Raw genomic sequence first — 24418 nt, forward strand, 5'->3', positions numbered from 1 at the left:
CTCAGCCGGCCGTTCGCGGCCCTGGCCTGACCGCCTCGCCGATGCGCGCCGCCATGGTGGCCAGCTCGTAGGCGACCTGCGATGGGTCGCAGTCGTTGCGGGCGAGCGCCGCCAGAGACGACCCGTCGGGCACCTGCTGCACGACGAGGATCCCGTCTCGCATCGTCAGCATCTGGAAATGCACGCCGCCGGTCTGCAGCAGGTCGGTGGCGCCGCGCGCCAGACTGACCAGCCCGGCCACAATCGCCGCGAGCTGATCGCCCCGGTCGGTGTCCAGACGGTCGGTGCTGGCCAGCAGCAGACCGTCGCCGGATACCGCGACGACATGCGCCACTGCGGGAATCTGGCTGGCCAGGTTGTTCAGAACAGTGGACAGCTGCGAATTGCGGGCAGTAGTGGCGATGCTCATCGGCGTTCTCCTGTCGAGAGGGGAGGGGCGGACGGCGCGGCTCGCAGGCCGCGCATCGTGCCGGCGACCTGCGCCCGGATCGCCGCCGGGTCGATCTGCACGTAAGGCTCCGAGGGGGTCCGCTGTGCCGGCAGACCACCGGGGACGACGTGCGCCTGGGGACGACGTCGAGGTAGACCGGAGGTGGTGCGCCCATCGGTGGCTGGTTGCGCGGCGGACGCCGCCGCCTGCCAGCCCGCGTCGGCGTCGGTGCTGAAGCCACGCTCGTCGTTGGGAGACGGCCACAACCACGGCGACTGGGCGGCCATCTCCTGGAACATCGGCGGGTCCGGCGGTCGCGGCGCGCCGACCGGCAATGACATCGGCCCTCGCTGGCGAGGCACGGGCGGCAGCTCCATCGTCACGTCCGTGCGCGGGGGTGATGGTGGCGCCGGCACCACCGGGGTTTGCCGTGTTGGACCAGTCCACCCAGTCCCCGTCCACGGCGCCGCGACCGGCTGAGCGGCCGGCGCGGGAGCCAACCGGGACGGCCGTTCAATGTGGCCCGGCACGACGATCTCCCGAACGTGCACCCGTGTGACGTACTCAGCCGGCACCAGAACCTCGGCGGTGACGCCGGTCGGCTCGGTAGTGCCCAGCCGCACCCGCACTCCGAACTCCGCAGCCAACCGGGGCATCACGACCAAGCCCATCTGGTCAGTGACCGCAACGTCCATCTCTGGGCTCGCCAGCAGCGCGTTGGCACGGTCGAACTGCTCCACACTCATCCCGAGACCGGAATCGGCGACAAGGATCCGCACGTCATGCCCCGACCACCCCGCGAAGACCCGCACCTGGTCGGCGGAGAACCGCGTGGCGTTGTCCAGCAGCTCTGCGAGGATCGACTTCACGGCGTCGACCGCGCGGGCGTCGACCTCGACCTCGACCAGCTCCTCTATCGTAATTCGGGCGAAACCCTCGATCTCGGACAAGGCGGCGTTGACCAGGTCCGCGAGCACCACCGGATGTGGCTGTGATTGGCCGGGGCCACCACCGGCAACGATCAACAGATTTGACCCATAGCGGCGCAGCCGGGTGGCCTGCTGGTCTGCGGCGAACACCCTCGCCAGCCGCTCCGGGTCTTCCTCGTCGCGCTCAAGACGGTCGATGCTGCCAAGTAGTTGGTCGGTCAGGGCCTGCACGCGTCGACCAACGGAGGTGATCATGGCGATGACCAGGGCACGTCCTCGTGCCTCCCCCACCGCCGCGTTCACCGCCGCGTCCAGCACCAAATTGAAAGCGCCGGCGACCTGGCCGACCTCGTCCCCGCCGACCACCGGCACCGCCACGCGGCCGGTGTCCTCGGCCAGCCGTTGCGCCGCCGCTGGATCCGACGTCGCCCGCAACCGCGCCACCAGAGCCGGCAGCTCCACGTCCGCGACCCGACGGGCGCCCTGCTCCAGCGACGACAACTGCGCGACCAGCGACCGGGCCACCCGCACCGCCGTCACCGCGGCGACCAGCAACATCACCAACAACACCGCGGCCTGCACCGCCGCCGCGCGGACCTGCGCTATCCACAGGTCATCAGCGGCAGACGCGATGTCAGCGTTCACCGCTGCCTGCACCTGCGCCAACAGGTCCGCCCGAGTGGTCATTACCCGGCTCCACTGCTGCGCGCCGCCCGGCAACCGCACCGGCTCATACACCCCGGTGCCAGACACCAGCCCGTCCAGACGCACTGCGGCGAGGACATCCCCGCCAGTCAACGTCCGTCCCAACCGCGCCCGCCACGACGGGCGCGCCAAGGCGTCGAACTCCCGCAACGCCTCGTCCTGGCCGGAGCGGGCGGCCACGACCTCCGCGTGCAGCGCCGGAGTCAACCGCCGCGCCGCCACCGCCTGCAACACCGCCACCTGCTGCTGACCCACCGCCTCACGGGCCCGCGACACTGCCGCCGACGCCCGCATCTCATCTGCCAGCTGCGGCTGCACACCGCTCTGCGCCACCGCCAACAGCAGATCACCAAGATCAACAATGACAATCCGATAGCCAAACGCCACGGCGGACAACGCCACCGGGCCATCCCCGCGCACCCGCTGCCGCTGCGCCTGCACATCCGCCAACCCCGCGTCAGCACGAGACAGGACAGCGCGCACACCCCCGGGCGGGTCTTCGAGTTCTCCTCGCAACAGCCGAAATCGGGAGATCGCCTCATCGGTGCCCTGCACGGCCCGCTCGAAATCCGCCGGCGTCACCGTCGACCCCGGCAGCAGCAAACCCACGGCCGCAATCCGCTCCGCCTGCAGACGCTGAGTCACCTCCGTCGCCGACGAACCGACAGAGAACAAGTCCCCGGCCCCCTCGGCGGCCCTGGCCTCCCCCACCGAGGACCACAATCCGAAACCCGCCGACACCATCGCGACCAGCACAGTCGGCAGCACGATCAGCGCTGCCTTCCACCGCACCGACATATCCGCCAACCGGCGGCCCACCCTCACCCGCGAGACCCGCACCGCACCGCCACTGGACGCGCTCACACCGCCGCCCGGCTGTCCGCGGATGCGGCCCCGCAGCCACGCCCGCTCCACGCCGCGTCACGCGGCGAATGCCGCCCGGTCGCCGAAACGGCCGCCATAGCAAGCGCCTGCTCATTGACGGGCCTGCCGGCGGAGAGTTGCCGGCCGGTCGATACCAGCAGCTGCGGCGCGATGGCCACATGCACCACCAGCGGCGTGATCAGCAGAGGCATCAACCTCCTGGCAACAGGCACGGCGAACCTTCCCTCGGCGAGTTGGTATCGGCTGGCTGGTGTGTACAGCGCAGCAGCGGCGATGACGCCGGCATAGAGCCACCTAAGACGAAATCGATCAATGTCGGCCAGCCCTGCCAAGCGGTTCTGACAATCCGCCGACATTCCCGGCGCCGGCAACATCCGTTAAAGATGAATGTCAGCGGATTGTCGGAGATTGACGACAACCCTTATCGACAGCGCCAGCAGCGGCATTTGATGTCTGAGTCGCCGCCTGCATCCGCTGAGCAGGCGATGAGGGACCGCAGCTGCGATGCGGCAACGCGATCAGCTGTGTCCACTACCCCCTTGGGAGGGCATGCACCATGGCCAGTTCATCCATGGCAGAGGTGCTGTATAGGTCACTGCCACACGTCCGCGCCTGTGAATGTGCTGCATCACCTCGGGAGCCAGTCAGCACGTCGGCACGCCTCGACGCCACCCACGCTCCGCGTGTTATGGCCACCGCTCGTGCGCTGCACGCAGGCGCGCGGTGAACAGCGCCATGCTCGACGAGCGCGTCCTCACCCCACTACGAGGCGACCTGCTCGCCGCATCCCGACGGGTGCCGACGCGGCGACACATCATCCAGACATGGGAGCTGTCCTCGGTCGAGCGCTGGTTCTTCCCCGATGGCAGCAGTCTGATCTGCAAGCTCGCCACCGCGCCGTTCACCGGCGAAGCAACCGTCCTTCGCGCGCTCAACAATCAGCAAGCCCCAGTGCCGCTGCTAGATGGCTACGCGATGCGCCCCGACGGTTTGGGGATGCTGATGGAGGACCTTGGCGAGCCGAGCCGGACCGCGACGTTCGCGGAGGCTGCCGCCGCGGCCCGATGGGTTCACGCCACTGCTGGCATCCCCAACCTGCCGGCCTTCGACGAAGCGGGCCTGGCGCGGCTGCCGGGACAAGGACTCGACGCGTTGAACGAGCTCCGTCGGCAAGGGCGCTTCACCCACGACGCGGAAGGGATCGAGGCGGTGCTGCAGCGACTCGCTGGCACCGCACGACGCAGAGCTGACGGTGCCGAGCGACCACCGTTCGGGCTGTGCCACGGCGAGTTCCACCGCACGTCGCTGCATGTCAGTCGCGCCGGGTGCCGCCTCGTCGACTGGGCTAAAGCATTCAGCGGACCGGGCCTCCTCGACCTGGCCACCTGGTTCGGGACCCGCACACCCACCGAACCCCGACTCCTCACCAAACTTATCCACGCCTACGTCGCCGCAGGCGGCCATCCCGACGCGGAAGCCGACCGGGGTGGGCTTCCCGCTGCCCGATGGGCGCTGGGCTGGCACCGGGTGTGGGCAGCCTGGTGGCTGCTCACTACCGCCGCCGCTGGCCACCACCAAGCTCCCGCCGATGGCCGCCATGCCCAAGTCGTCCTCCGGCAACTCCAGGGCGCAGTGGACCTGCTCAGAGCACCGCCGCCCACCGGAGCAAGCCGCCCATCACTTACTGCAGGAAGATTCTCGTGAAGCGCCTCATCGTCGACACCCACGCCTCGTCCTGCTACTTCCGCACCTCCGTCGGTGGCGACGGGCGCAAGGCGTTGGTGCAGATCACCGAACGGTGCAACCTGCACTGCGCCCACTGCTTCGTCTCCTCGACTGCCGCCGGGTCCGACCTGTCCCTGGTCGACTTCACCACCCGCGTGCTGCCGCGGCTGCTCGACGCCCGCGTCGAACGCCTCACGCTCACCGGGGGCGAGCCCTTCGTGCACCCCGACCTGATCGCCATGTGCCAGGCAGTAGCCGACCGAGGCCTACCGCTCAGCATCTGCACCAACGCGACGCTGACCCGCGACGCCGACATCGACGCCCTGGCCGCCCGCGGCAACGTACACATCAACGTGTCCTTCGACGGATTCCGGCCCGAAAGCCACGGCAAGTTCCGCGGCGACCGATCGTCGTTCGACACCACCGTCGCGACCACCCGCAAGTTCGCCGACGCCGGCTTACTCAAGGGCCTGCTGTCCACACCCAACGCGCTGACCACCCCGGAAGAGTTCGCCGACCTGTGCGCGTTCGCCGTCGATGTCGGCGCCGAATACGTGCTGATGAACCCGCTCTCCTCCTTCGGACGTGGAGTGAAGAGCCGCAGCAAGCTGGCCGCGACCGCTGCTGCTATGGACGCGATCCGGGCGGTAACCGACCGCTTCGCCGACCAGCTCGATCTCGTGCGCATTCGCTTCCCCAACGACAGCCTGCCGTTGGGTGGCTGCGACGCCGGCAAGCTGATCTACGTCTTCGTCGACGGGCAGGTCGCCGTATGCCCGTACCTGGTCTTCGCCGCCCGCACGCCCACCTCAGCGCACCACGACACCGAGTTCCTGACGGGCAACATCCTCGATGGAGAGGCCGCCCCCAGCCTCGACGCCTACGACTTCCACACCCGCTACCAACTCGGCGCCAACCCGACCTGCGGCTCCTGCGATGTGGCCGGACAGTGCGGCAAGGGCTGCCCCGCCGCGGTCGTCGCCGCCGGTGGTCGCATCGGCGACGTCGACACCGAGCAGTGCCCCGTCACGGCACCCAGCGGCCGTCGCTTGCTGCCGCTGTCCCCGGCGAAGGGGTGAGCAGTCTGTTCATCGCCGTCGAGGGCCCGAATGGAGTCGGCAAGAGCACCATCGCCCGCCTCCTGGCCGACCGTCTCGCCGAACTCGGATCGGCCGGGGTCCACCTGACCGGCGAGCCCACCCGCACACCACTGGGCCAACTCCTGCGCCGGCAGGAATCCTTCCTGCACGGCAAGGCCCTGGCCCTCGCCCTGGCCGCCGACCGCGCCGCGCACATCGAAACAGAGATCATCCCCCGCCTCGACGACGGACTGCACGTCGTCACCGACCGGTACGTCGCCTCCTCCTTAGTGCTGCAACGCATCGACGGGCTCGACCTCGGCGAGATCTGGTCCTACAACCGCTACGTCCTGCCCGCCACCGTCATCTACCTCGAAGACCACCCAGAGGTCATCCGCACCCGCCTGGCAGCCCGGCCGCACCTGACCAGGCTGGAACTCGCCGGCTCACCCGAGAAGGAGCTAGACCTCTACCGCGACGCCGCGACCCACCTGCACCGGCAGCAGTGGCGCCAACACGTCGTCGTCTGCCACGGCCTCACCCCCGAGCGGGTCGTGGACACTATCCTCGGCCTGCTACCCGCCGACGGCCCCTGACCAGCGAGGCTCACCGTGCTGTCCATCCTGACGATCAACGTGCAGGCCGCCGCGCTCGCACGCGCACAGAACCTGCTGAACTGGCTACTCCAGCGCGACGACCACTTGATCATCCTGACCGAAACCAGCAACGGACCCGGCACCCAGCACCTGCTCACCGGCCTCCGCGCGGCCGGGATGTCCGTCACCCACCAGCCCTCACCCAACGGCGACCGAGGCTGCGCTATCGCCAGCCGCATCCCGACCCGGCCCACCCCAGAACTCACCGCCGCAATCAGCCTGCCCGGCCGCGCCCCCGCCCTCACCGTCGACACCGAGCCTGCCGTCACGATCCTCGGCCTCTACGTCCCCTCCAGCGACCGCGCACCAGCCAAACTCGCCAAGAAACAAGCCTTCCTGACCACCGTCACCGACACCCTGCACCGGCTACCCGCCACCGACCGCGCACACCTCGTCGTCGGCGGGGACTACAACGTCATCAGCCGCGACCACCAACCCCGCTACCCCGGCTTCCGACCCTTCGAGTACGACTTCCTCGACGCCCTCGCCGCGCTCAAGCTCACCGATGTCCACCAGACCCTGCACCAGAACGTGCAGGCGTACAGCTGGATCGGTAGAAACGGCAACGGCTACCGCTTCGACTATCTCCACGCCGGCGCGGCGCTCATGCCTACGGTGGCGTCCAGCACCTACCTACACCAGCCCCGCCAGGCGAAGCTCACCGACCATGCGGCACTCACCGCCTGCCTCAACGTCACCCCGCGCGCCGCTGCCGAGCAGCTAACTACTGCCGTGCCAGCACTGTTCTGAACAGTGTCAGCCTCGAATACTGTCTGCGGTCATCGCCGAATCTGCTTCCCGCCTGCTGCGGGTATGGACCCGAACAGGGCAGGAGGCGGGCGGCGCCTCGTGAACCCGGGACTTCCCTGGCATGTTTCTTTACGGCATCCAGCTAGAGTCGTGACGGTAGGTCACCTCAATGCTCATGTCTTGCTAGCTTGTCCCGCTCGTCCTCCTCGGAGCGTGATCGTGTCCGTCGCCCCGCCGCCGGAGCTCGCCCAAGCCCGGGCTGACCTCGGCAAAAGACTCGCCGATGCGCGCAAGTCCGCCGGCTACACGCAAGAGACGCTGGCGCCGCTGACGCACTACGTCCGCAGCACGATCGCGAACGTGGAGCGCGGTCGCCAGAGCATCGGCCGAGACTTCTGGATTCGTTGCGACGAGATCCTGCATACCGGCGGTGTGCTCGCAGCGGAATACGACCGGCTTCGAGTATTGGTAACGCGCAACACCGCAAGACATCTCGACGGTGGACGCGCACGCGGGGCCACGGTCGCCACCCGCACAGAAACACCCGGGCCAACGGCGTTTTCCTTGCTCGCACCCCAGGCAGCAAATGGCGATTTCGCCCCCCAGACGTACACCGTTGACCTGTGGGCACCTCACGGCAGGTTCTTCCCTGGACTGGCGATACCGGCCTACGTTCATCCTGCTGTGGCCGAGAACGGCCGAGTTCTCGCAGCGGTACCGGCCGGCTACTGCGACGACCGGCTCTTGCGCACACCGCGACGGAGCCTGGTAGTAGGGCGGATCGAGACCGATCAGGGTGTCCGACTGTTCGGTTTGGACGCCCGTCACGCCCGCCAACGCCTCGCCCAGGCGGCCCCTGACGCTCGGCTCGTCATCCCGCAGGCGTACCAGCTCGACGAACTGGTCCTCGCACTGTTGTGGGCTGTGGCGAACCTTGACGAAGCGCTTCTGGCCGACGACGCCCGGATTGAGCAGGCCACCGCTGAACTGGCCTCCTACGAGCAGATGAGCCGATCCGCAGTCAGCCACGATCTTGCTGCGGATCTCAGCGACGTCGGCAGGATGTGGCTCGGGTCGGTCTTCTGCGCCGGACACATCCACCGACACGCAGATGCCCTCACCTCGACCCCCGCCTACTGGACCCGCGAACAGCGTGGCGAGGAAGCCAGCACCTGGCTGCTGTTCGCCCATAAGCAGAGGTATCTGGACCTCACCGCCGCGCGCGCCGGAAGTCACCGCATCATCCGCGCCTTCTGCATTCCTCGCGCGGCAGTCGACGCCTCCCCTCGCGGAGAGCGGATTCTCCTGCTGTTGGCGGTGGCACTGATGGAGTCATACGGCATCGAGGTCGTCATCACCGACGAGCCGGAGTACGCAGGCACACCCGGCTTCGTGACTGATCGCGACCGTCACGCGGTGCTCGCCAACTGGGTCGGCGCCCAAGGCATCTGGCACGTCGACGTCACCGACGACCACCGCACCGTGCGCCAGTACGGCGCGGCCATCAACCACGCCAGCGGCCGGTCGATCATCGCCGCTGCGTCTCCGCCCGCACGCCTGCGTGTCCTGACCGAGTACCTGGATCTGAACTGGGAAAACCTCGCCAGGCGTTGCCGAGACCTCGCCGACCAGGGGTGCGCCGCCGTTGTGCAACCCCGCAGCAGACATCTGTCCACCGCCGGCATCGACCGCGCCTGCCGCTACCTCGCCGACGTCGCTGCATTGACCGACTAGTCTTCGCGCAGCGATGATCGTCGCCGTTGGGAGGCCAGGGAGTTGTCATCAGGAAAGCGCGTGTCGCCGCGGGTGACGGTCTTCGGGCTTGGCGGCACTATCGCCATGACCGCGTCAGAGGGCGGCGGCGTTGTGCCCGCGCTGACCGCCGGTGATCTTGTGGCCGCTGTGCCCGGCCTTGCCGATACCGGCATCGCGGTCGACGTCGTCAGCTTCCGTAGCCGCCCCGGTGCCTCCCTGACATTCGCCGACTTGGCTGACCTGAGCCGGAGCGTCCACCAGGCGGCAGCCGCGGGCGCCTCCGGCATCATCGTCACCCAGGGCACGGACACCCTCGAGGAGACCGCCTACTTCCTGCATCTCCTGCACTCCGGACCGCAGCCCATCGTCGTCACCGGTGCCATGCGCAACCCCACCCTCGCCGGACCGGACGGGCCCGCCAACCTTCTCGCCGCCACCAGGGTCGCTGCCAGCCCTCATGCCCGAGACCGGGGCGCTCTCGTCGTCATGGCCGACGAGATCCACGCCGCCGACCGTGTCCGCAAGACGCACTCCGTCAGCACTCAGGCGTTCACCTCACCCAACGGCGGCCCACTCGGCTACGTCGTGGAAGGCCAACCCCGCTTCATCAGCCACACCGCCCCCCGCCACGCCGTACCCACACCCGTCTGCCAGCCCCGCGTGGGCCTCTACACCGCCACAGTCGGCGACGACGCGGCTTGCCTGTCCGCAACGGCAGCCCACTTCGACGGCCTCGTCATCGCTGGCTTCGGCGTCGGGCACGTCCCGGACACCTGGGTCTCCACTCTCACTGCGCTCGCCCAGCAGATCCCCGTGGTCCTCGCCTCCCGCATCGGTGCGGGACCTGTGCTCACCAGCACCTACGGCTTCCCGGGTTCCGAGCGGGACCTCACCGAGCGGGGACTCATCCCTGCGGGTTTCCTCGATCCCTATAAGGCCCGGATCCTGCTTCATCTCACCCTTGCCGCTGGCGCCACCGCCCACGAGACGGCAGCGGCTTTTCGTGCCATGGCCTACCCCGGCGAGCGCTGGCCATGGCCGCAGCAGCTGGCCACCAACGCCCCGACCATCTGAAGGAGCACTCTTGCGCAGCCGCGAAGTCGTCCCCGGACGTACCATCGTCGCCGTCTTCGACCACGGGGAAGACTTCTACGACGCCCTCGACCGCACCTGCCGCACCCATGACATCCGCCAGGGCTACATCCCCACGTTCATCGGGGGCCTCGCCACCGTAGACATTGTCGGCACCTGCGAACGCCTCGACAACCCCGACGCCCCCGTGTGGACCAAAGTCCATTTGACCAATATCGAGGCTCTCGGCGGCGGCACCCTCGCCTACGACGTCGACACCGACACCATCGAGCCGCACATCCACCTAACTGTCGGCTTGAAAGCGCACAGCGCCACCGCCCACACCAGCCACCTGCTTGCCGCGACCGTTCAGTTCCTCACCGAAATGATCATCGTGGAGATTGTCGAACCATCGATGACGCGCGTCCGCCAAGCCGACCTCTACGAGGTGCCACTCCTGCAGTTCCCCTGAAGACAATCGAGCGCAGCGGCGTAACGAAGAGCTAGTTGACGTACCCGATCAGAGGGCGTGGTAGCGCATCGGTGACGTGACCCAGGGCGGCGCGTCGACGACAGCGTCACCCCTCCAGCAGTTCATGCACTCGGGCGAACGACCGAGACAGACTATCCAGCACCGCCGCACCCTTGTTCGCACTGCCCATCGACGGCCGCCCAATAATCCCGGACGCCGTATACCCGCGCATCCCAACCGTGAGCAGGTCACGCCGGTCATCCGCCAAATGGTCGGTCCGCTCGTATCCCTCACGCAGTAGCTGCGGCGCCCCATGCAGCAGCAGGGAGACCTCCAGCTCCCCACCATGCATGTCCTCATGAGAAGTGGTGTCACACCCCGCCTCGGCCCGCGCAATGTTCCAGTCCTCCGCGGCAGGGAACAACGCCATCCGCCGCCGGACCGTCGTAGCCTCCTGAACAACGTTGCGAAGGCCGTAATTCCCGCCGTGCCCGTTCACAATCACCAAGTTCTCCACGCCCGACGCCCGCAAGGACTCGTCGACATCCTCGATCACCGCGATCAACGTGCGGGCACTGATACTCACCGTCCCGGCGAACCCCGCGTGCTCGTGCGAACACGAAATCGTCAGCGGAGGAAGCAAGAACACCGGATACTCCCCAGCAACCCGCCCAGCCACCAGACACGCAACGACCGTGTCCGTGACCAAGGGCAGGAAATCACCGTGCTGCTCAAAGCTGCCCACCGGCAACACCGCCGTCCGTGCAGCTCGGACATGCTCGTCACCAGACGTCGCGATCGGAAGCAGAAAGGCCACCCGGACAGCCTGCCACGAGGGAAGGCGGCATCGTCCGCACGTCGCAGCGATCTCTCCAGCAGGCTTTTCCGACTCCGCACCCCAGCTAGTTGGGGTACCCGAGCGACGGTGCGGCAGCTCAGGCTGAGCGGTGTCATCCGCAGATCCAGCCTGGTGGCCAGGTTCAGAACCGGGACGGCGCCAGGCGCGGATTGGACCACCACGTCAGAGCGGGGCCGACCCCTTGGCGGCAGCTCTCGTCAGGTTCCATAACAACGTGTCGTAGGTGTCCAAGACCCGCAGCACCGGCACGCCTAATGAACGAATCATCGCGTCGAGCCCGTGCTGCACCTGCTCACCCGAGTGCTGGGAGCTAACCAGACGCTCCACTTCGACGAACGTGCCGAGGCCGTCGACCACGTCGACGCATACCGTCGCGCCGTCCCATTCGCCGGTTCGGCGCTGCTTGACGATTCGCACGGTTGGCACCCAACCCATCGTGGTGAGAGCAGCGTGCATCGCGTCACGGTTGTGGATGACGCAGTCGTGCTCGAGACATGCCATCTCGTTGTCGATCGGCTTCTTCACGGTGAGCAGATGGCGCCCTTCCTGCGTGCGTAGACGCGCGAACGGAACACCGATTTTCGACATCCCGTACGTCCAGCCGGCTGGCGCGTACGCCTGGTCGTCCTGTACCGACGGCTCTGTCAACGTCACCTGCCGCTGGGCGAGCGCCTTGATCAGCTCTTTCAGGTCGCTGACGTGGTACTTGGCTTCAACCTCATGATCATTGTTGGCTAGCGCGCGGGTCACGAGCAGGCAGCATACGAGGATCGCGGTGACGCGGGTTCGAGACACCGCGACGGTGATGTCGGAACTTTGTCGGAAGAATGTTGGAACCAGCCGGCGACTACCCGACGCACGGCGTCTCTGCAGCTACAGTGCCCTCACGCCACCGCGTCTCGCCTCGCGCGGACGTTCGTCGTATCGATCCGGAGCCGCTGATGCCGAACGATTCACCGCAGGAAGTCGCCGCGGCATGGCTCGCTCTTGGTCAGATGCTCGCCCGCAGCCGCAAAGTCGCCGGCTACACACAAGAGACGTTCGCGCCCCTCACCAACTACGGACGAAGCACGATCGCGAACGTGGAAACCGGACGTCAGCGAGTGGGACGAAGCTTCTGGTTCCGAAGCGATGAGATCTTGCGCACCGGCGGCAGCCTGGCCCGAGAGTACGATCGAATCCGGCACATCAGCTTCGGGCAGGTGCCGAGCGGCATGCCTGCACCTCAGCCGTTCGAGGTTACGCCGGGGCCGTCGCCCTCCACAGCTCTTGAGACGTTTGCCCTCAGGCCGCGCGGCGACTACCTGGTGGGCGAGTGGAACACTTTCTCTACTCTGACCAACATGCTTGCGCAGCAACGCCAGGCTGTGTCACCTGACGCGCTTCTGAGGCTGATTGAGGCGCACCGTGAATGCCTGTCGACGCTTTATCGCAAAGCCGGCCGTGCGCCCATCCGTGCTGATATCGGAGCTATGCTCGCCGAAGCTTCGGTCGTCGCCAGCAGGCTGTGGAGCGCGCAGGGAAACCGTGCTCTCGCAATCGCTCACTGCGCCTACGCCCGCCAGCTGGGCGACATGCTCGGTGACCGCCGGATCAGCGCGACCGCACGAATCTTCGAGAGCAACCTCCAAGCTGCAACGCTGATCGAAGCCGATGGTGACGTCATGATCGGCCTGCGGCTGCTCGACGAGGCCGACCAGGCATCCACAGATCTCAGCCCCGCCGCACGAGCTCGGATAGCCGCCGAGCAGGCCCAGGCCTATGCCGCCCTGCGGCTTCCACGCGAGGTTTCCGCCGCTTTGAAGCGAGCAGAAGCAGCGGTCAACGGCTTGTCACCGGCTGACTGTGTCGGTCTCTACAGCGACTGGAGCAACGCCCGCCTCCACGTCTATGCGGGCACTTGCCATCTCCTTCTTGGCGAGGCCGACCAGGCTGTAGAGGTGCTCGAAAGTGCTGTGCGAACGCTCGAACACGACCCGGAGAACATGAACGTCGCCCTCGCAGCAGCAGTGGACCTCGCGAGCGCCTACGCCGAGGCCGGCGAGCTGGAACAATCCTGCGCCCTGCTCGGTGACACCTACAATCGGCTGAGAGCCGGCGGAAACCATCGGGGCATCGCACGAGCTCAACGTGCCCGAGAGCGGCTGGTCCGATGGCGCGACGAGCCAATTGTCCTCGAACTTGAGGAGCAGATGGCCGCCTAGCACGCAGCCGGCGACCCGCCCGAACTCACCAGCGAACTCACGGCGGCCACCACCGTCGGTGGGTCGAGACTGTCGAGTACCAGGTCAGGTTCGTAGGATGCCAGCTCTTGACGCCCAATCCGGTGAGCGACGACAGCGACACGGAAGCCGGCGTGACGTGCGCAAGCGATATCGTTTGGCGCATCCCCGATGACGAGCACCCCAGCGGAATCGAGCGGGACACCGTAGACCGCGGAGTAGCGCTGAGCTACGACCGCCGGGAGTTGGAAGCGGTCTCGAGCGTCTGACCCGAACCCGCCGATGCGAAGATCAAGAAACTCATCCAAGCCCGCCACGCGCAGCTTCACGTCAGCGGCCGATCGCAGGTTGCCGGTCAGCACGGTCTGAACGAAACCGAGGTCCTGCAACTCCGCGATGCTCGCTGCGGCACCTGGATACGGCGGCTGGACCTCAGCCAACTCTTGTCGACCCTCTTGCATGACCGCGGCGATGGCCTGGCGGAAGGCGGGTATGCCTGCCTCCGCAGCTGACGGGTCCACGCCCGAGGCTATCGCCGTGTCGACCGCGATCGACTCGTCCGTATACCCATGCACCTTCTTGTCAGGAAAGACGACCTCAGACTGCGCGATGCCGTACGCACGAGCGATCGCACGCGTCAACCAGCGCAAGTCCGCAGGGATGAGCGTCCCGTCAACGTCCCAGATGACTAAGCCGGCGCTGCTGCGGTTCATAGAAGCATCGTCGCACGGGGCACAGGCTCGGGCAGTGCGGCGGGAACTGGCTGAGTTCCCCGCTCTGATGGGGTGGTGGTTACCTGCTGCCGGCCGGTGTAGGGGGTGAGGGAATGACCCTGAGCACGCCGCGGACCTGACCACCGTGCGAGCCCGCCGCAGCGATGCGTTGCCGGCGCGCGGCAGCGCCACGCCTCCTGAGGCGCTGAGCTTAGTGCTGGTGCTGGTGGTGTCGGTGTCGGTGTCGGTGTCGGTGGATTGTCGTAGTCGGATGTCAGGCCTGTCCGACAGCGGCCGGGGTCGGCGATGGTCAATGGGTCTTTCCCAACAGGCCGGGGCGGGTTGTCCGCGCTGGTAAGGACGAACCGCTATTCGGAAAATTCTTCTTGGGCTTCCGGCACCCCGAGTTGAATCTGTCATTGACGCGCCAGTCGGCACCCTAACCAGGAGGCGTGGACGGGAGTGGTGTGGTGCGACGCGCCCCGTTGGTCCCTGACAAAGACCGCAACGAAGCGCTATGCGAGCTTCTGGCAGAGCTTGGCTGGTCGGTTTCAGGCTTCGCCCAACGCGTACGTGAGCGCTGCCAGACGATCGGAATGCCACGAGCGGTCAGCCCGAGCACAGTTTCGCGTTGGTGCGACGGTGCGATCCCTACTCCCGAGCTCCTAGGCCCGGCCTGTCTAGTGCTGTCCGTCGCGCTGCGACGCCGTGTCTCACCGGAAAGCTTGGGATGGCCGGGCGGGGTGGCGGATGTCGGTGCGGAAGCTCTCCAGTACGGAGATCTTCAGCACGCGGTGCGGGTCCTGCCCAAGCTTTGGCAGCTCGATTCCGTGCCTGGGCGCTCCGCTGTCCGGCGGATGTCGGCTGGAGTCACTTCCGCGCCTGCATTACACAATGCACTGGTCATGTTGCCCGACGCGGAGACCGCTGGGCGGGGGCGGCAGCGAGTCTCGGTTGCTGACGTCGAACTGCTTGAGCTGCACACTGACCTCTATGGGCGACTGGACGCGCGGCATGGCGGAGGCCGCTTCCGCAGTGTGTTCGCCGCATTCCTGGACCTGCACGCTACTCCGCTGCTGCACGGCGCGTTTTCCGCTCGTCTCGGGCGGAGGCTCTACGGAAGCGTCGCGGACGCGGTGCTCGCTCTGGCGAGCATGGCCTACGACGATCAGCTTCCAGGGCTTGCTCAGCGTTATGACCTCCAGGCGATTCGGCTGGCCCAAGCTGTCGGCGACCGTGGCCGTTTGGCGCGCGGGTACATCCATCAAGCCCGGTTGGCTGCGGCACGCGGTGATCGAGATGCCGTTCTGACCCATGCGCGCAGCGCGGTATTCGCCGCTGCCGACGCGCCCACCCTGGTAAGGGCCTACGCAGCCATCACCGAGGCCAGGGCATGGGCGCTCATCGGGGATCCCCAACAAACGCTGGCTGCGGTGAAGCGGTCTCGGGATGCCTTCAGCCGGGCTAGCACCGGCGTCGGTCCTCGTTGGTTGCTCTGGTTGGACCGGCCAGAGCTGGAAGGCCAGGCTGCGTGGGCATTTGCGATGGCCGGCCTAGCAGTTCCGGGAACGCAAGCGCTGCAAGTGGCTCTAGACATGCCAGAGGAGCGCACACGCGACAGCGTAGAGCTGCTGATCACCGGTGCGGAACTCGCGCGGCTGCGGGGCGAGGAGGCCGAGCGCACGGCACTTATGAAGCGCGCGGTTGAGGCTTCGCGGCACCTCAAGAGCCGGCGCATCGTTGATCGGCTCGCCCGGGTCGCCGAAGGCCAGCCGCTGCATGACTTCTAATCGCCGCGGCCCTCGTGGCGCCCCTGACCGTCGACTGAAGTGCGGTCATCACTCTCGCCGGGTGCACGCCTCTGCCCTTTGACAGTGACCATCAGAGCGACTGCCCGCCGAATGGCCGGATCATCGATCCATGGGTTGGCCAGGGCAACTGATCCTGGACTGGATGTCGACGGGTTCGCGGGGATGGGCCGGCGGACCGTCCGGCCGGGTGCCGATGTACAGCCAGCCCAACAGGCGCTCATCCTGCCTGAGGCCGAGGTACTCGAGAACCGGGGGTTGCTCGATCACCGGCCCGGTGCGCCAGATCGCACCCCAGCCTCGGGCATGCAGCAGGAGCAGCAGCGTCTGCACCATCGCCACGACGGCGGCCAACTGCTCCCACTCGGGCACCATCGGATGGTTGGGTTCGGGGCGAAAGACGATCGACAGGAGCAGCGGTGCCCGCCTGGGCTTCGCTGCCGCCCGGCGCGCTTGTGCCGGGTCCGACGCGCTACAGCGGAGGGCTTCGCCGAGCAACACCCGATCATTGCCCTCGACGACGATCAGCCGCCACGGCCGGAGCCGGCCGTGGTCCGGGGCGGTAGCTGCGGCTTGGACGAGTTCGAGCAGCTCCTCGCGGCCGGGCGCCGGCTCGGTGAGCCTCGTGGCACTGCGCCTGGTGAGGATTGCCTCAAGGACGAGGTCCCGGGTCATCGTGCCGCCTCCGGGTTGTCTGATGCTGAAGGGCCGGGGTAAGACCCCTCCCGGTGCCTTGGCGCGGGCGACAGCCGGGGATCCGCGGCGCCGAGGCGGTTCAGCAGCGGGGCGGTTGCTGCGGTTGTCACTACGGCCATGAGGACCAAGATGGTGAACAGGTGTGGAGTTATGACGCCGATCTGGAGACCGATCCCCAGTACGACGAGTTCGGTCACGCCGCGGCAATTCATCAGCGTGCCGATAGTCGCGGCCCATCGCCAGTCGACACCGGTGAGCCGGGCGGCTCCTGCCGCCCCGCCCCACTTGCCGACGACGGCGACAGCCAGAACCGCCATAGCCCAGCCCCACTGTCCGGAGGGCAGGTCAGCGATGTCGGTGCGTAGACCGATGTCGGCGAAGTAGAGGGGCAGCAGGACGGGAACGAAGACAGCACGGATGCGGGCGGCGCTGCGCTCGACCGGTGCCAACCCACGGGGAATGGCTACTCCGAACAGGAACGCGCCGAGCGCTGGGTGGACGCCGATCTGATCGGTGGCGTACGCGGTCAGGAAGAGCCCGGCGCACAGGATCACTAGCACGAATTCGTCGGAGCTGCGCGCGGCGCTTGCCAGCATCTTGCGCATGGCCGGGCGTAGCAGGACGAGGGCTGTAGCCAGAGCGGCGGTAAGGGCGGCGGCGACGAGGGCGGACAGAGGGCTACCGGTGGTGGACAGGGCGATGGCTGCGGTGAGCAGGCACCAGGCGATCGCATCGTTGATGGCCGCACATGCCATCACGAAGGCGCCGAGGTAAGTGGTCTCCAGGTTGCGGTCGGCGAGCACGCGGGCGAGGACCGGGAAGGCGGTGATGCTCAGGGCGACGCCGACGAACAGGACGAACGGCGCTCGTCCTACGCCGTTCGGGGCCAGTGTCGGATACATCGTCAGGGCGAGGGCGGCCCCGAGCGCTAGAGGCAGCAGGATGCTGCCGAGGCTGACGGTGACGACAGCGTGTCTGGCGTTGCGAAGGGTGTGCAGGTCGAGTTCGGCGCCGATGAGGAACAGGAAGGTGAGGAGGGCAAGGCTGCCGAGGGCTGAGACGACCGGCAGGACGGCGGGCGGCAGGAGGTGGTGTTGCAGATCGGGTGCGAGCCAGCCCAGCAGGGAGGGGCCGAGCAGGATTCCGACGAGGATCTCGCCGATGACGGGCGGTTGGCCGATTCGGCGGATGGCCCGGCCGCCGACATGGCACGCAAGCATCACGGCCGGTACGGCGAGAAGCACGGGCAGCAGCGGGTCGGGCGGCAACATGGGATCTCCAGGGTGCGGTGGCGGTGAGGTCGGACATCGGTCCGACCGCGGCCGAGGAGTAATGAGGGCGCACGGCACCGCGAATGGGCTGTCGCGATCGATCCGTGCAGGCGGCGATCCCGCCGTTGAGACGTGGGGTCAGTTCCGGATGAGCGGGAGGGTGGTGCAGCGCAGCGATCCGGGGATGTGGGTCACCTCGGAGTAGTCGACGCTGATCACCGCGATCCCGCGGGTCGACAGCTCGCCGGCGATCCGGTCGCTGCCTTGGGCGACGACGACGACGCCGGGGGCGACCGCTAGGACGTTGACCTGGACGGCGAGTGCCTCGTCGTCGGTGACGTCGATCAGGTCGAAACGTTTGTCGAGCCAGTTGACCTCTGCCGGAGGGAAGGCACCGCGGTGAATGAGGGCGGTGCCGGGGGCGACGATGTTGAAGTGGTCATCAAGGTGGACGATGCCGGCTCGGGCAAACCGGATGGGGATGACTTCGCGGTCGATGCGGTGCTGCGCAAGGGCGGCCTGGAGCGCGTCAGCCCCGTCGGGCGAGGATTCCTCACTCATTCCCACCAGAACGCAACCGTCGTGGAGCATGACGTCTCCGCCCTCGATGGTGCCCGCCGCGAGTTGGGTGGGAGTCGGCATGGCGGCCGTGTGGTCGGTGAGGGCATCGGCTTCGGGTATGCGGTGCGGGGAGTTCAGTCGGGCCGCGAAGAAGACGTCGTCGACGACGAACCCGATGTCGCGGGGGTAGTGCTGGGTTGAGCAGCCTGGCGCGTCGGGAAGGAGGACCACCTCGGTGCCGCGCTCATGCAGCACACGGATTAGGGCGTCCTGCTGCGCGCGGACCCTCGCGGGCGAGTAGGCGGCCCAGGTGCTGGTGGCCTTTTGCCGGGCAAGAACCGGGTGGATGTCGGGGCCGTCCACTGCGCGGTTGACATCGCTGGCGTAGCGCATGGCGACGCGGCGCAGGGTGCCGTACTCGGTGGCGGCGTTCGCGGTGGCGGGCATGGCAGTGCGCCTCCAGCAGGGTGTCCTGGGCTGGGTGGGAACCGGCGACTCCCCGTAGGGGCTGGTCGTGGTGCGTACGCGGTGGAGGATGCAGGGCCCAAACGTGGCGGCCGGGTGGCGGGCACTGTGTGGATCGCCCGCCACCCGGCTCGGCGTTAGCTGACCGTGCTGGGCTGAGTGTCGGGCACCTGGGGGAGCCAGTCGACCGCGTCATCGCGGAACGATTGGTTGACCGGGACGAGGCGGGGGTCGTCCTGTTTGTCCAAGGCGCTGATGGTGATGCCGATGGTGGTGTCGCCGTAGTCGAAGGCGGCGACGTGGCTTCCGCAGGTGGGGCAGAAGCCTCGTTTGGTTTCGCCCTTGAAGGTGTCGAACCAGGTCGGCTCGCCGCCTTCGCCAGTCCAACGCAGCCCCGCCAGGGGGAAGCCGACCCACGACTGCATCGGTCCGCCGGCTCGTTTCTGGCAGTGTGGACAACTGCAGACGTGGGGATAGTCGGGCTTCCCGACAACGACGAACCGGATCTTTTTGCACAGGCAGCCGCCGGTGCTTTCCTCGGTTGCTCCGCTTTGTTCGGACATCAGCTCACATTCCTCGCACGGTAGGCCAATTGGGTCCACCAGTGTGTCATCCCGCCGAAGATTTGCAGGAAACCCTCGACGGCCTGTGGCAGGTCGAATCCGTAGAGGTCGCTGTTCCGGATGAACTGGGCGAGACCTTCGATGTGGGCGGCCTCGACGCTCAGCCCGCCGATCTGGGCGGCCTCGTGGTCGTCGTCGAGGTGCAACCGGTAGTAGTAGTCCAGCGAGGGGAGGTCCATGCCGCTCATCTGGCTCGTCAGCTGGCCGTACCGGTCGGTGATGTCGCGCAGGATCTCGGTCTCGGCGATCGCGACACCTTCGGTGGCGTAGTAGCCGCCGGCGATGACGCTGGGCATGTGCGAATTGACCATGACCTGGTGCAGCAGGATGAGCGTGGCCGTCTCGGCGGCGGGGACGTGCCCGTTGACGAGCAGTCCGAGGTCCTTGAGCAGCGCGTTGGTGTAGAGGATGTAGTGGGCGGGAACCTTGCCGCGCTCGCCGCCCTCCTCCAGGTAGTTGCGGCGCAGCTCGTGGGCGAGTTCCGGGGAGAAGCCGGCCACGGTGTCGGCGGCCAGCCGGAGGAACTGCGCGTTGTAGCGGGCGAACACCGCGAGCTCGGCGATGTACATCCGCGCCTGCGCCTGGGTGAGCGTGCCCGGGTCGACGAGGTCACGGATTCTGCGGTACACCGAGTCGATCATCGGGGCGAGATGCTTGTCGACGAGGTCGTCGCCCGAGTCCAGCTTGCCGAGCAGGGTGGCGTGCAGGTAGTGGCGGGTCTCGGGGTTGGCGTCGAGGTGCGCCTCAACCAGCGAGGTGCCGGTGCGGCTGTCCAGGGTGGTCATGCCGGATCCTCCTGCAGGGTCGTGGTTGGGGCGGTGACGGTCAGGCCGCCGGTGGCGCCGAGCACGCGAACGGCGGCCACGAGGTCGTCGTCCGCGGGCAAGAGCAGGGGCCCGGCGTTGAGGGCCGCGACCCGGTCAGGAGTGAGGACCGCGGGGTTGGCGGCGACCTCGAATCCGCGCAGGAACGCCTGCTGGCCGGTGACGAGCAGCCGGTAGGGGGCGGTGAGAGCCACCTCGGCACCGGGTACCACGTGCTCGGGGTCGAACGCGGCGACCGCCTCGGCGCGGGCGAGGTCGGCCGACACCATCTCCCAGCCGCCGTTGCTCAGCACGGTGTGCCACCGCTGGCGGATGTGCTGCTCGACGGCCACGCCAGCGCGCTGTGTCGCGGCAGCCAGTGTTCGGGCGGCGAGGTCGGCCAGGCGTTCGGCCACCGGCGCGCTTCCGGTACTTCGGTTGGCCATCGGTGAAGGACCGCCCACCTCGGTGTCGGGCCCGCCGGTCAGCAGAGACTCGATCACATCGGGCAGGACTGCCTGGCGCAGGACCGTCGCGTCCGGGAAGGTGTAGAGCGGTACGGCCACGGACACAGAGAACTCGTCCTGCCGGCCGACGTGGAAGACCCGCCGGGGCAGGAACAGGGCGTCGCCCGGCTCGAGTGCGAAGTGCTCGCCGTGCTCCAGCAGCCACAGGTAGTTCCCGTACAGCGGGTCGCTGCCGCCGGTGAGCTTCTGATACTCCTCGTTCGACCAGGTGTAAAAGTGCTTGACGCCGGGCCCGTAGTGCGTCAGGAAAGCGTCCTCGTAACCCTCGTGGACACCGAACGCGGTTCCGCTGTAGTTTCCGGCAAACGCCACCAGCTCGGCGCCACCCATCGGCACGCCCCACCCGTCGAACAGGGAAGCGAGGAACGTGCCCAGGCCCGCGGCCAGGGATGGGCTGACGGTCTCCAGGTTGTTGATGACCAGGCTGAACCGCTCGGCGCCGGCCACCTCCTGCATCCACGACACAAAATCGCCGTTCGGCCAGTCGGGCGCGGTGAGCACGGCATCCAGGAGGTCGTCGCGCCGGTCTTCGTCGACGTAAACGCGGGCGTGCGCCGAGATCTCGGTTCCGGCGGCGTGCGCCCGACGGATCGCCGCGAAGCCGTCCAGGACGGCGTCGGGGCTCGCCGCGGATGTCGGCACGATGCCCTTGAACAGGAACGGAGTGGTTCTCCCATTCGTTCGAGCGGGAAACTCGTCGGTCCAGAAGCTGGGGCTCGGGGGCCAGGGGGGTCGCACTCGGTTCTCCTCATGATCAGGGGCAGCGCTGCGCGGCCCGCCAGGTTGGGAGTAGGGCATCAAGGGTGGGGCTGACCTCGGTCAGCTCAGGTAGTCCTCGCAGCCGCCGTCGCGCACGGTGTCGAGGGTGAAGCAGTGGAAGCCGCCGCCGAAGAGCCGGCGGTGCCGGTGACGCACTGGCACGACGGTGAAGCCGCGCTTTTCCAACACCGCGATCAGCTCGGGGTAGTGGGAGTTGACAACGACGGTGTTCTCGTCGATCGACAGGACGTTGATGTCGATGTAGCGGCTGGCGGTGGGGATGATGAAGCCGAAGTCGCTGTAGTCCGGTTCGGGCTCGGACATCGGCGGTGGGTAGATGGCCTCCCACGACTGCATCGCCTGCGGCAGGTAGGGCAGGTACCGTGCGGAGCGGAGCAGCATCAGGCCCGGCCGCAGCGGCACGACGATGCTGTCGATGTGGTTGTCCGCCATGGCGTCCAGGACGTGGAAGCGCAGCTGCGGAAAGTTGTCTCGCAGCCACCGCAACGCCAGCTCGTGGTTGCGGTTGGCGACGTTGACCAGCACGTCGCGGCCCAGCCGCATGCACTGCGCCCCGTCGAAGACCATTTCCAGGCCGAGTCCGTCGATGGACTGGGCCGTTTCGGCGTCCGTGGCCCGGGAGACGTCGATGCCCTGGCGACGGAAGTAGGCGTCGTCCAGAGAGCCGGCGCCCAGCGCGGGCCGGGGCATGCTCAGCCAATTGCTACCGGAACTGTAGTAGCGGTAGAAGATCGGTTTGAGTAGGTCGTTCTCGAACAGGCGGGCGCGCACGTGGGGTGCGGTCTCGACGATGGTGTGTCCGAGGATGATGCTCTGGTCGCGGACGTTAAGCGGCGGGGTAGCGCGGGCGTCCCAATGCGGGGAGCGAATGTCGACGTCCTTGCCGGGAGCCGCGGGTCGCAACACCTTCACCCCGCAGCTTGCCAGGGCGTCCGCCAGACCGGCGATGTCCTCGTTGAGCTCGTCGACCAACTGCGGCGGGACCGGTACGAGGCGCCGGTTGGCGCTTCCGCCGTTGAGGACGGGTGCCACATTCTCGAAGTAGAACAGCAGCCACGACGCGTCGACGTCATGCTCGGTGTAGTGCTCCGCGCGGCCCACGACAACCTCACGCAGCGCGGACCACTCATCGAAGCTGTGCACACCGCTGACAGCGGTTTTGCTTTGCGTCACTGGGATACTGCCTCCTTGGCGCAGCCCGGCACCCCTGGTCGGACAGCACACTCGCAGGAGGTGCCACCCGAGCGGCATATTGCCGGTCGGTTGATGGGACGGGTGTTGTCAGCCGGCCGTGTGGCCGGTGCGCTGTGTGCTTGCCGAGGGGTCAGCGGCGAGGCGGAGGATGATGTCCTCGATCACGCACGGCCGCTCGGGTGTGGATCGGCGGCGGAAGAAGTAGCCCGAGCACCAGGGCACCTCATTCCACCGGTCCAGGTGCTGCGCCGCCAGGGCGGCGGCCTCGGGTAGGCGGCGCCAGGGGATCTGCGGGCACCAGTGGTGCAGGGGGTGGTACATGTCGTCGAGGTGCCCGCCGAGCAGGTGCCGGGTTAGACCGTGCGAGGACCATCCGCGGGTCTGCAGGATCGGGTCGCTGTCCTCGATCAGGCCGGCGTGGTTGCCGAGGTCGGTGATCCAGGTGACTACCGGCCGGACAAAGACCAGCGGAACCAGCCAGTACAGCAGCAGTGCCCCTACGACATCGAAGGGCCAGCACACCGCCACGACGACTGCCCACAGTCCGGCCCGTGCTGCTGTCGCCCGCCAACTCTCCTGCGGGTCTTTTTTGACGAGGGTGAGCAGCGCGGCCTTCGGCAGCCGCCATATGGCATTGCGCACGATGACGCGCAGGACGAAGGAGAGCCGGCTCGGATTTGGCCCGGCGGCACGAATGTTGCCCGCCTGGTAAGACTGGAACATTGGATCGCCGTCGGACCCCAGCTTCGCGTGATGCACGTAGTGGCTGGTGCGGTAGGGCAAGAACCCCTCCCCCAGCAACCCCGTCAGCAGATAGCCGACGACGCGGTTCCCCAGTCGGGTGGCCATGAGCTTGGAGTGGACGCACTCGTGAGCCAGGTTCGACAGGTGTCGCTGCCGGACACCGATGTAGCAAACCGCCAGCAGCGGACCGACGACATGGCCGACGAGACTGCCGAGGATCGCTGCGAGGGCAACAGCTGCGATATCCTGGCAAACGTCGAACAGGCCGATGGTCGGTCTGCCGCACAGCTGCTCAAGACGGCCTACGACGTCTGCCCCGAGTGCCTTGCGAACGGGACCCGATGCACCGGTCCCGCTGCGCGTCCGACGTCGCGTCGGCGCGGTGTGCCGCACCGCTCGAAAGGTGGGGCTAGCCATCAGATCCTCCAGAAGCAGGAGCCCAAGAGAGAAATAACCCAGGGACGCGTGGCATGCGCCACTCCGGCGCGCCGCCGGCTACCTGACCGGGGCGCACCGGAGCGAGTCGGGTGGCAGCCCGGCGCGGATCAGACGGAGACGAGAACGCTTGCGTCCGGCCGCATCCCGGCCTTCACACCCACGTCCGGCCGCATCCCGGCCTTCACACCCACGTCCGGCCGCATCCCGGCCTTCACACCCACGTCCGGCCGCATCCCGGCCTTCACACCCACGTCCGG

General features: G+C 67.6%; 23 protein-coding genes. 9 read left to right on the forward strand and 14 right to left on the reverse strand.

Going from position 1 to position 24418, the window contains the following annotated elements:
- Position 1 precedes the first annotated feature (1 nt).
- From ABZS40_RS19900 to ABZS40_RS19910, 3 genes are all read right to left on the reverse strand, one after another.
- Entirely contained in the window at positions 2-409 is a 408-nt protein-coding gene (locus tag ABZS40_RS19900) for a roadblock/LC7 domain-containing protein (protein ID WP_354944711.1), read from the reverse strand.
- Positions 406-2862: a nitrate- and nitrite sensing domain-containing protein gene (locus ABZS40_RS19905; RefSeq protein WP_354944712.1), complete on the reverse strand. Its 2457-nt coding sequence runs from the start codon at positions 2860-2862 to the stop codon at positions 406-408. Before ABZS40_RS19905 ends, ABZS40_RS19900 begins: the two co-directional genes overlap by 4 nt.
- Before the next feature lie 62 nt (positions 2863-2924).
- The gene (locus ABZS40_RS19910; RefSeq protein WP_354944714.1) at positions 2925-3323 is read right to left on the reverse strand and encodes a hypothetical protein; all 399 of its coding nucleotides are present in this window, start codon (positions 3321-3323) and stop codon (positions 2925-2927) included.
- A gap of 349 nt (positions 3324-3672) precedes the next feature.
- On the opposite strand from ABZS40_RS19910, the gene ABZS40_RS19915 reads away from it, so the two are divergent.
- From ABZS40_RS19915 to ABZS40_RS19945, 7 genes are all read left to right on the forward strand, one after another.
- Positions 3673-4653 carry an aminoglycoside phosphotransferase gene (locus ABZS40_RS19915; RefSeq protein ID WP_354944715.1) on the forward strand — a complete coding sequence of 327 codons (981 nt, stop codon included), beginning with the start codon at positions 3673-3675 and terminating at the stop codon, positions 4651-4653.
- Positions 4650-5753 carry a radical SAM protein gene (locus ABZS40_RS19920; protein WP_354944716.1) on the forward strand — a complete coding sequence of 368 codons (1104 nt, stop codon included), beginning with the start codon at positions 4650-4652 and terminating at the stop codon, positions 5751-5753. The genes ABZS40_RS19915 and ABZS40_RS19920 overlap by 4 nt, the downstream gene beginning before the upstream one ends.
- A complete protein-coding gene (gene tmk, locus ABZS40_RS19925; RefSeq protein WP_354944717.1) occupies positions 5750-6349 on the forward strand; it encodes a dTMP kinase in 600 nt (199 codons plus the stop codon). Before ABZS40_RS19920 ends, tmk begins: the two co-directional genes overlap by 4 nt.
- Positions 6350-6364: 15 nt before the next feature.
- Positions 6365-7159 (forward strand): endonuclease/exonuclease/phosphatase family protein, encoded by a 795-nt coding sequence (locus tag ABZS40_RS19930; protein ID WP_354944718.1) that lies wholly within the window; start codon positions 6365-6367, stop codon positions 7157-7159.
- Between the two features lie 213 nt (positions 7160-7372).
- Positions 7373-8893, forward strand: coding sequence for a helix-turn-helix transcriptional regulator (locus tag ABZS40_RS19935; RefSeq protein ID WP_354944719.1), 1521 nt, complete (start codon positions 7373-7375; stop codon positions 8891-8893).
- Positions 8894-8953: 60 nt separating this feature from the next.
- The gene (locus tag ABZS40_RS19940; protein WP_354944720.1) at positions 8954-9988 is read left to right on the forward strand and encodes an asparaginase; all 1035 of its coding nucleotides are present in this window, start codon (positions 8954-8956) and stop codon (positions 9986-9988) included.
- A 10-nt stretch (positions 9989-9998) separates the two neighbouring features.
- Positions 9999-10457, forward strand: coding sequence for a DUF296 domain-containing protein (locus ABZS40_RS19945; protein ID WP_354944721.1), 459 nt, complete (start codon positions 9999-10001; stop codon positions 10455-10457).
- A 106-nt stretch (positions 10458-10563) separates the two neighbouring features.
- Here ABZS40_RS19945 and ABZS40_RS19950 read toward each other — a convergent pair whose 3' ends face one another.
- Positions 10564-11274, reverse strand: coding sequence for a creatininase family protein (locus ABZS40_RS19950; RefSeq protein ID WP_354944722.1), 711 nt, complete (start codon positions 11272-11274; stop codon positions 10564-10566).
- 204 nt (positions 11275-11478) lie between these two features.
- Positions 11479-12066 (reverse strand): class IV adenylate cyclase, encoded by a 588-nt coding sequence (locus ABZS40_RS19955; protein ID WP_354944723.1) that lies wholly within the window; start codon positions 12064-12066, stop codon positions 11479-11481.
- Positions 12067-12257: 191 nt separating this feature from the next.
- On the opposite strand from ABZS40_RS19955, the gene ABZS40_RS19960 reads away from it, so the two are divergent.
- A complete protein-coding gene (locus ABZS40_RS19960) occupies positions 12258-13520 on the forward strand; it encodes a helix-turn-helix transcriptional regulator (protein ID WP_354944724.1) in 1263 nt (420 codons plus the stop codon).
- On the opposite strand, the gene ABZS40_RS19965 is transcribed toward ABZS40_RS19960, so the two are convergent.
- Positions 13517-14251, reverse strand: a complete 735-nt coding sequence (locus ABZS40_RS19965) for a haloacid dehalogenase-like hydrolase (protein ID WP_354944725.1) — start codon at positions 14249-14251, stop codon at positions 13517-13519. The genes ABZS40_RS19960 and ABZS40_RS19965 overlap by 4 nt on opposite strands.
- Before the next feature lie 905 nt (positions 14252-15156).
- On the opposite strand from ABZS40_RS19965, the gene ABZS40_RS19970 reads away from it, so the two are divergent.
- Positions 15157-16041 (forward strand): hypothetical protein, encoded by an 885-nt coding sequence (locus ABZS40_RS19970; RefSeq protein ID WP_354944726.1) that lies wholly within the window; start codon positions 15157-15159, stop codon positions 16039-16041.
- 120 nt (positions 16042-16161) lie between these two features.
- On the opposite strand, the gene ABZS40_RS19975 is transcribed toward ABZS40_RS19970, so the two are convergent.
- The 8 genes from ABZS40_RS19975 to ABZS40_RS20010 all read right to left on the reverse strand — a co-directional run bounded on the left by ABZS40_RS19975 (position 16162) and on the right by ABZS40_RS20010 (position 24116).
- Positions 16162-16734 (reverse strand): nitroreductase, encoded by a 573-nt coding sequence (locus ABZS40_RS19975; RefSeq protein ID WP_354944727.1) that lies wholly within the window; start codon positions 16732-16734, stop codon positions 16162-16164.
- Positions 16731-18026, reverse strand: coding sequence for a cation:proton antiporter (locus ABZS40_RS19980; RefSeq protein ID WP_354944728.1), 1296 nt, complete (start codon positions 18024-18026; stop codon positions 16731-16733). The genes ABZS40_RS19975 and ABZS40_RS19980 overlap by 4 nt, the downstream gene beginning before the upstream one ends.
- Positions 18027-18164: 138 nt before the next feature.
- Positions 18165-19034: an arginine deiminase family protein gene (locus ABZS40_RS19985; protein ID WP_354944729.1), complete on the reverse strand. Its 870-nt coding sequence runs from the start codon at positions 19032-19034 to the stop codon at positions 18165-18167.
- A gap of 155 nt (positions 19035-19189) precedes the next feature.
- The gene (locus ABZS40_RS19990; protein ID WP_354944731.1) at positions 19190-19615 is read right to left on the reverse strand and encodes a GFA family protein; all 426 of its coding nucleotides are present in this window, start codon (positions 19613-19615) and stop codon (positions 19190-19192) included.
- Positions 19615-20460, reverse strand: a complete 846-nt coding sequence (locus ABZS40_RS19995) for a DUF3865 domain-containing protein (RefSeq protein ID WP_354944732.1) — start codon at positions 20458-20460, stop codon at positions 19615-19617. The genes ABZS40_RS19990 and ABZS40_RS19995 overlap by 1 nt, the downstream gene beginning before the upstream one ends.
- Positions 20457-21743, reverse strand: coding sequence for a hypothetical protein (locus tag ABZS40_RS20000; protein WP_354944733.1), 1287 nt, complete (start codon positions 21741-21743; stop codon positions 20457-20459). The genes ABZS40_RS19995 and ABZS40_RS20000 overlap by 4 nt, the downstream gene beginning before the upstream one ends.
- A gap of 81 nt (positions 21744-21824) precedes the next feature.
- Positions 21825-22958 (reverse strand): glycine amidinotransferase, encoded by a 1134-nt coding sequence (locus ABZS40_RS20005; RefSeq protein WP_354944734.1) that lies wholly within the window; start codon positions 22956-22958, stop codon positions 21825-21827.
- A 108-nt stretch (positions 22959-23066) separates the two neighbouring features.
- Positions 23067-24116 carry a fatty acid desaturase gene (locus ABZS40_RS20010; protein ID WP_354944735.1) on the reverse strand — a complete coding sequence of 350 codons (1050 nt, stop codon included), beginning with the start codon at positions 24114-24116 and terminating at the stop codon, positions 23067-23069.
- Between the last annotated feature and the right edge of the window lie 302 nt (positions 24117-24418).

This window comes from Micromonospora sp. NPDC005324, from assembly GCF_040607155.1.
Lineage (GTDB): Bacteria > Actinomycetota > Actinomycetes > Mycobacteriales > Micromonosporaceae > Micromonospora > Micromonospora trifolii.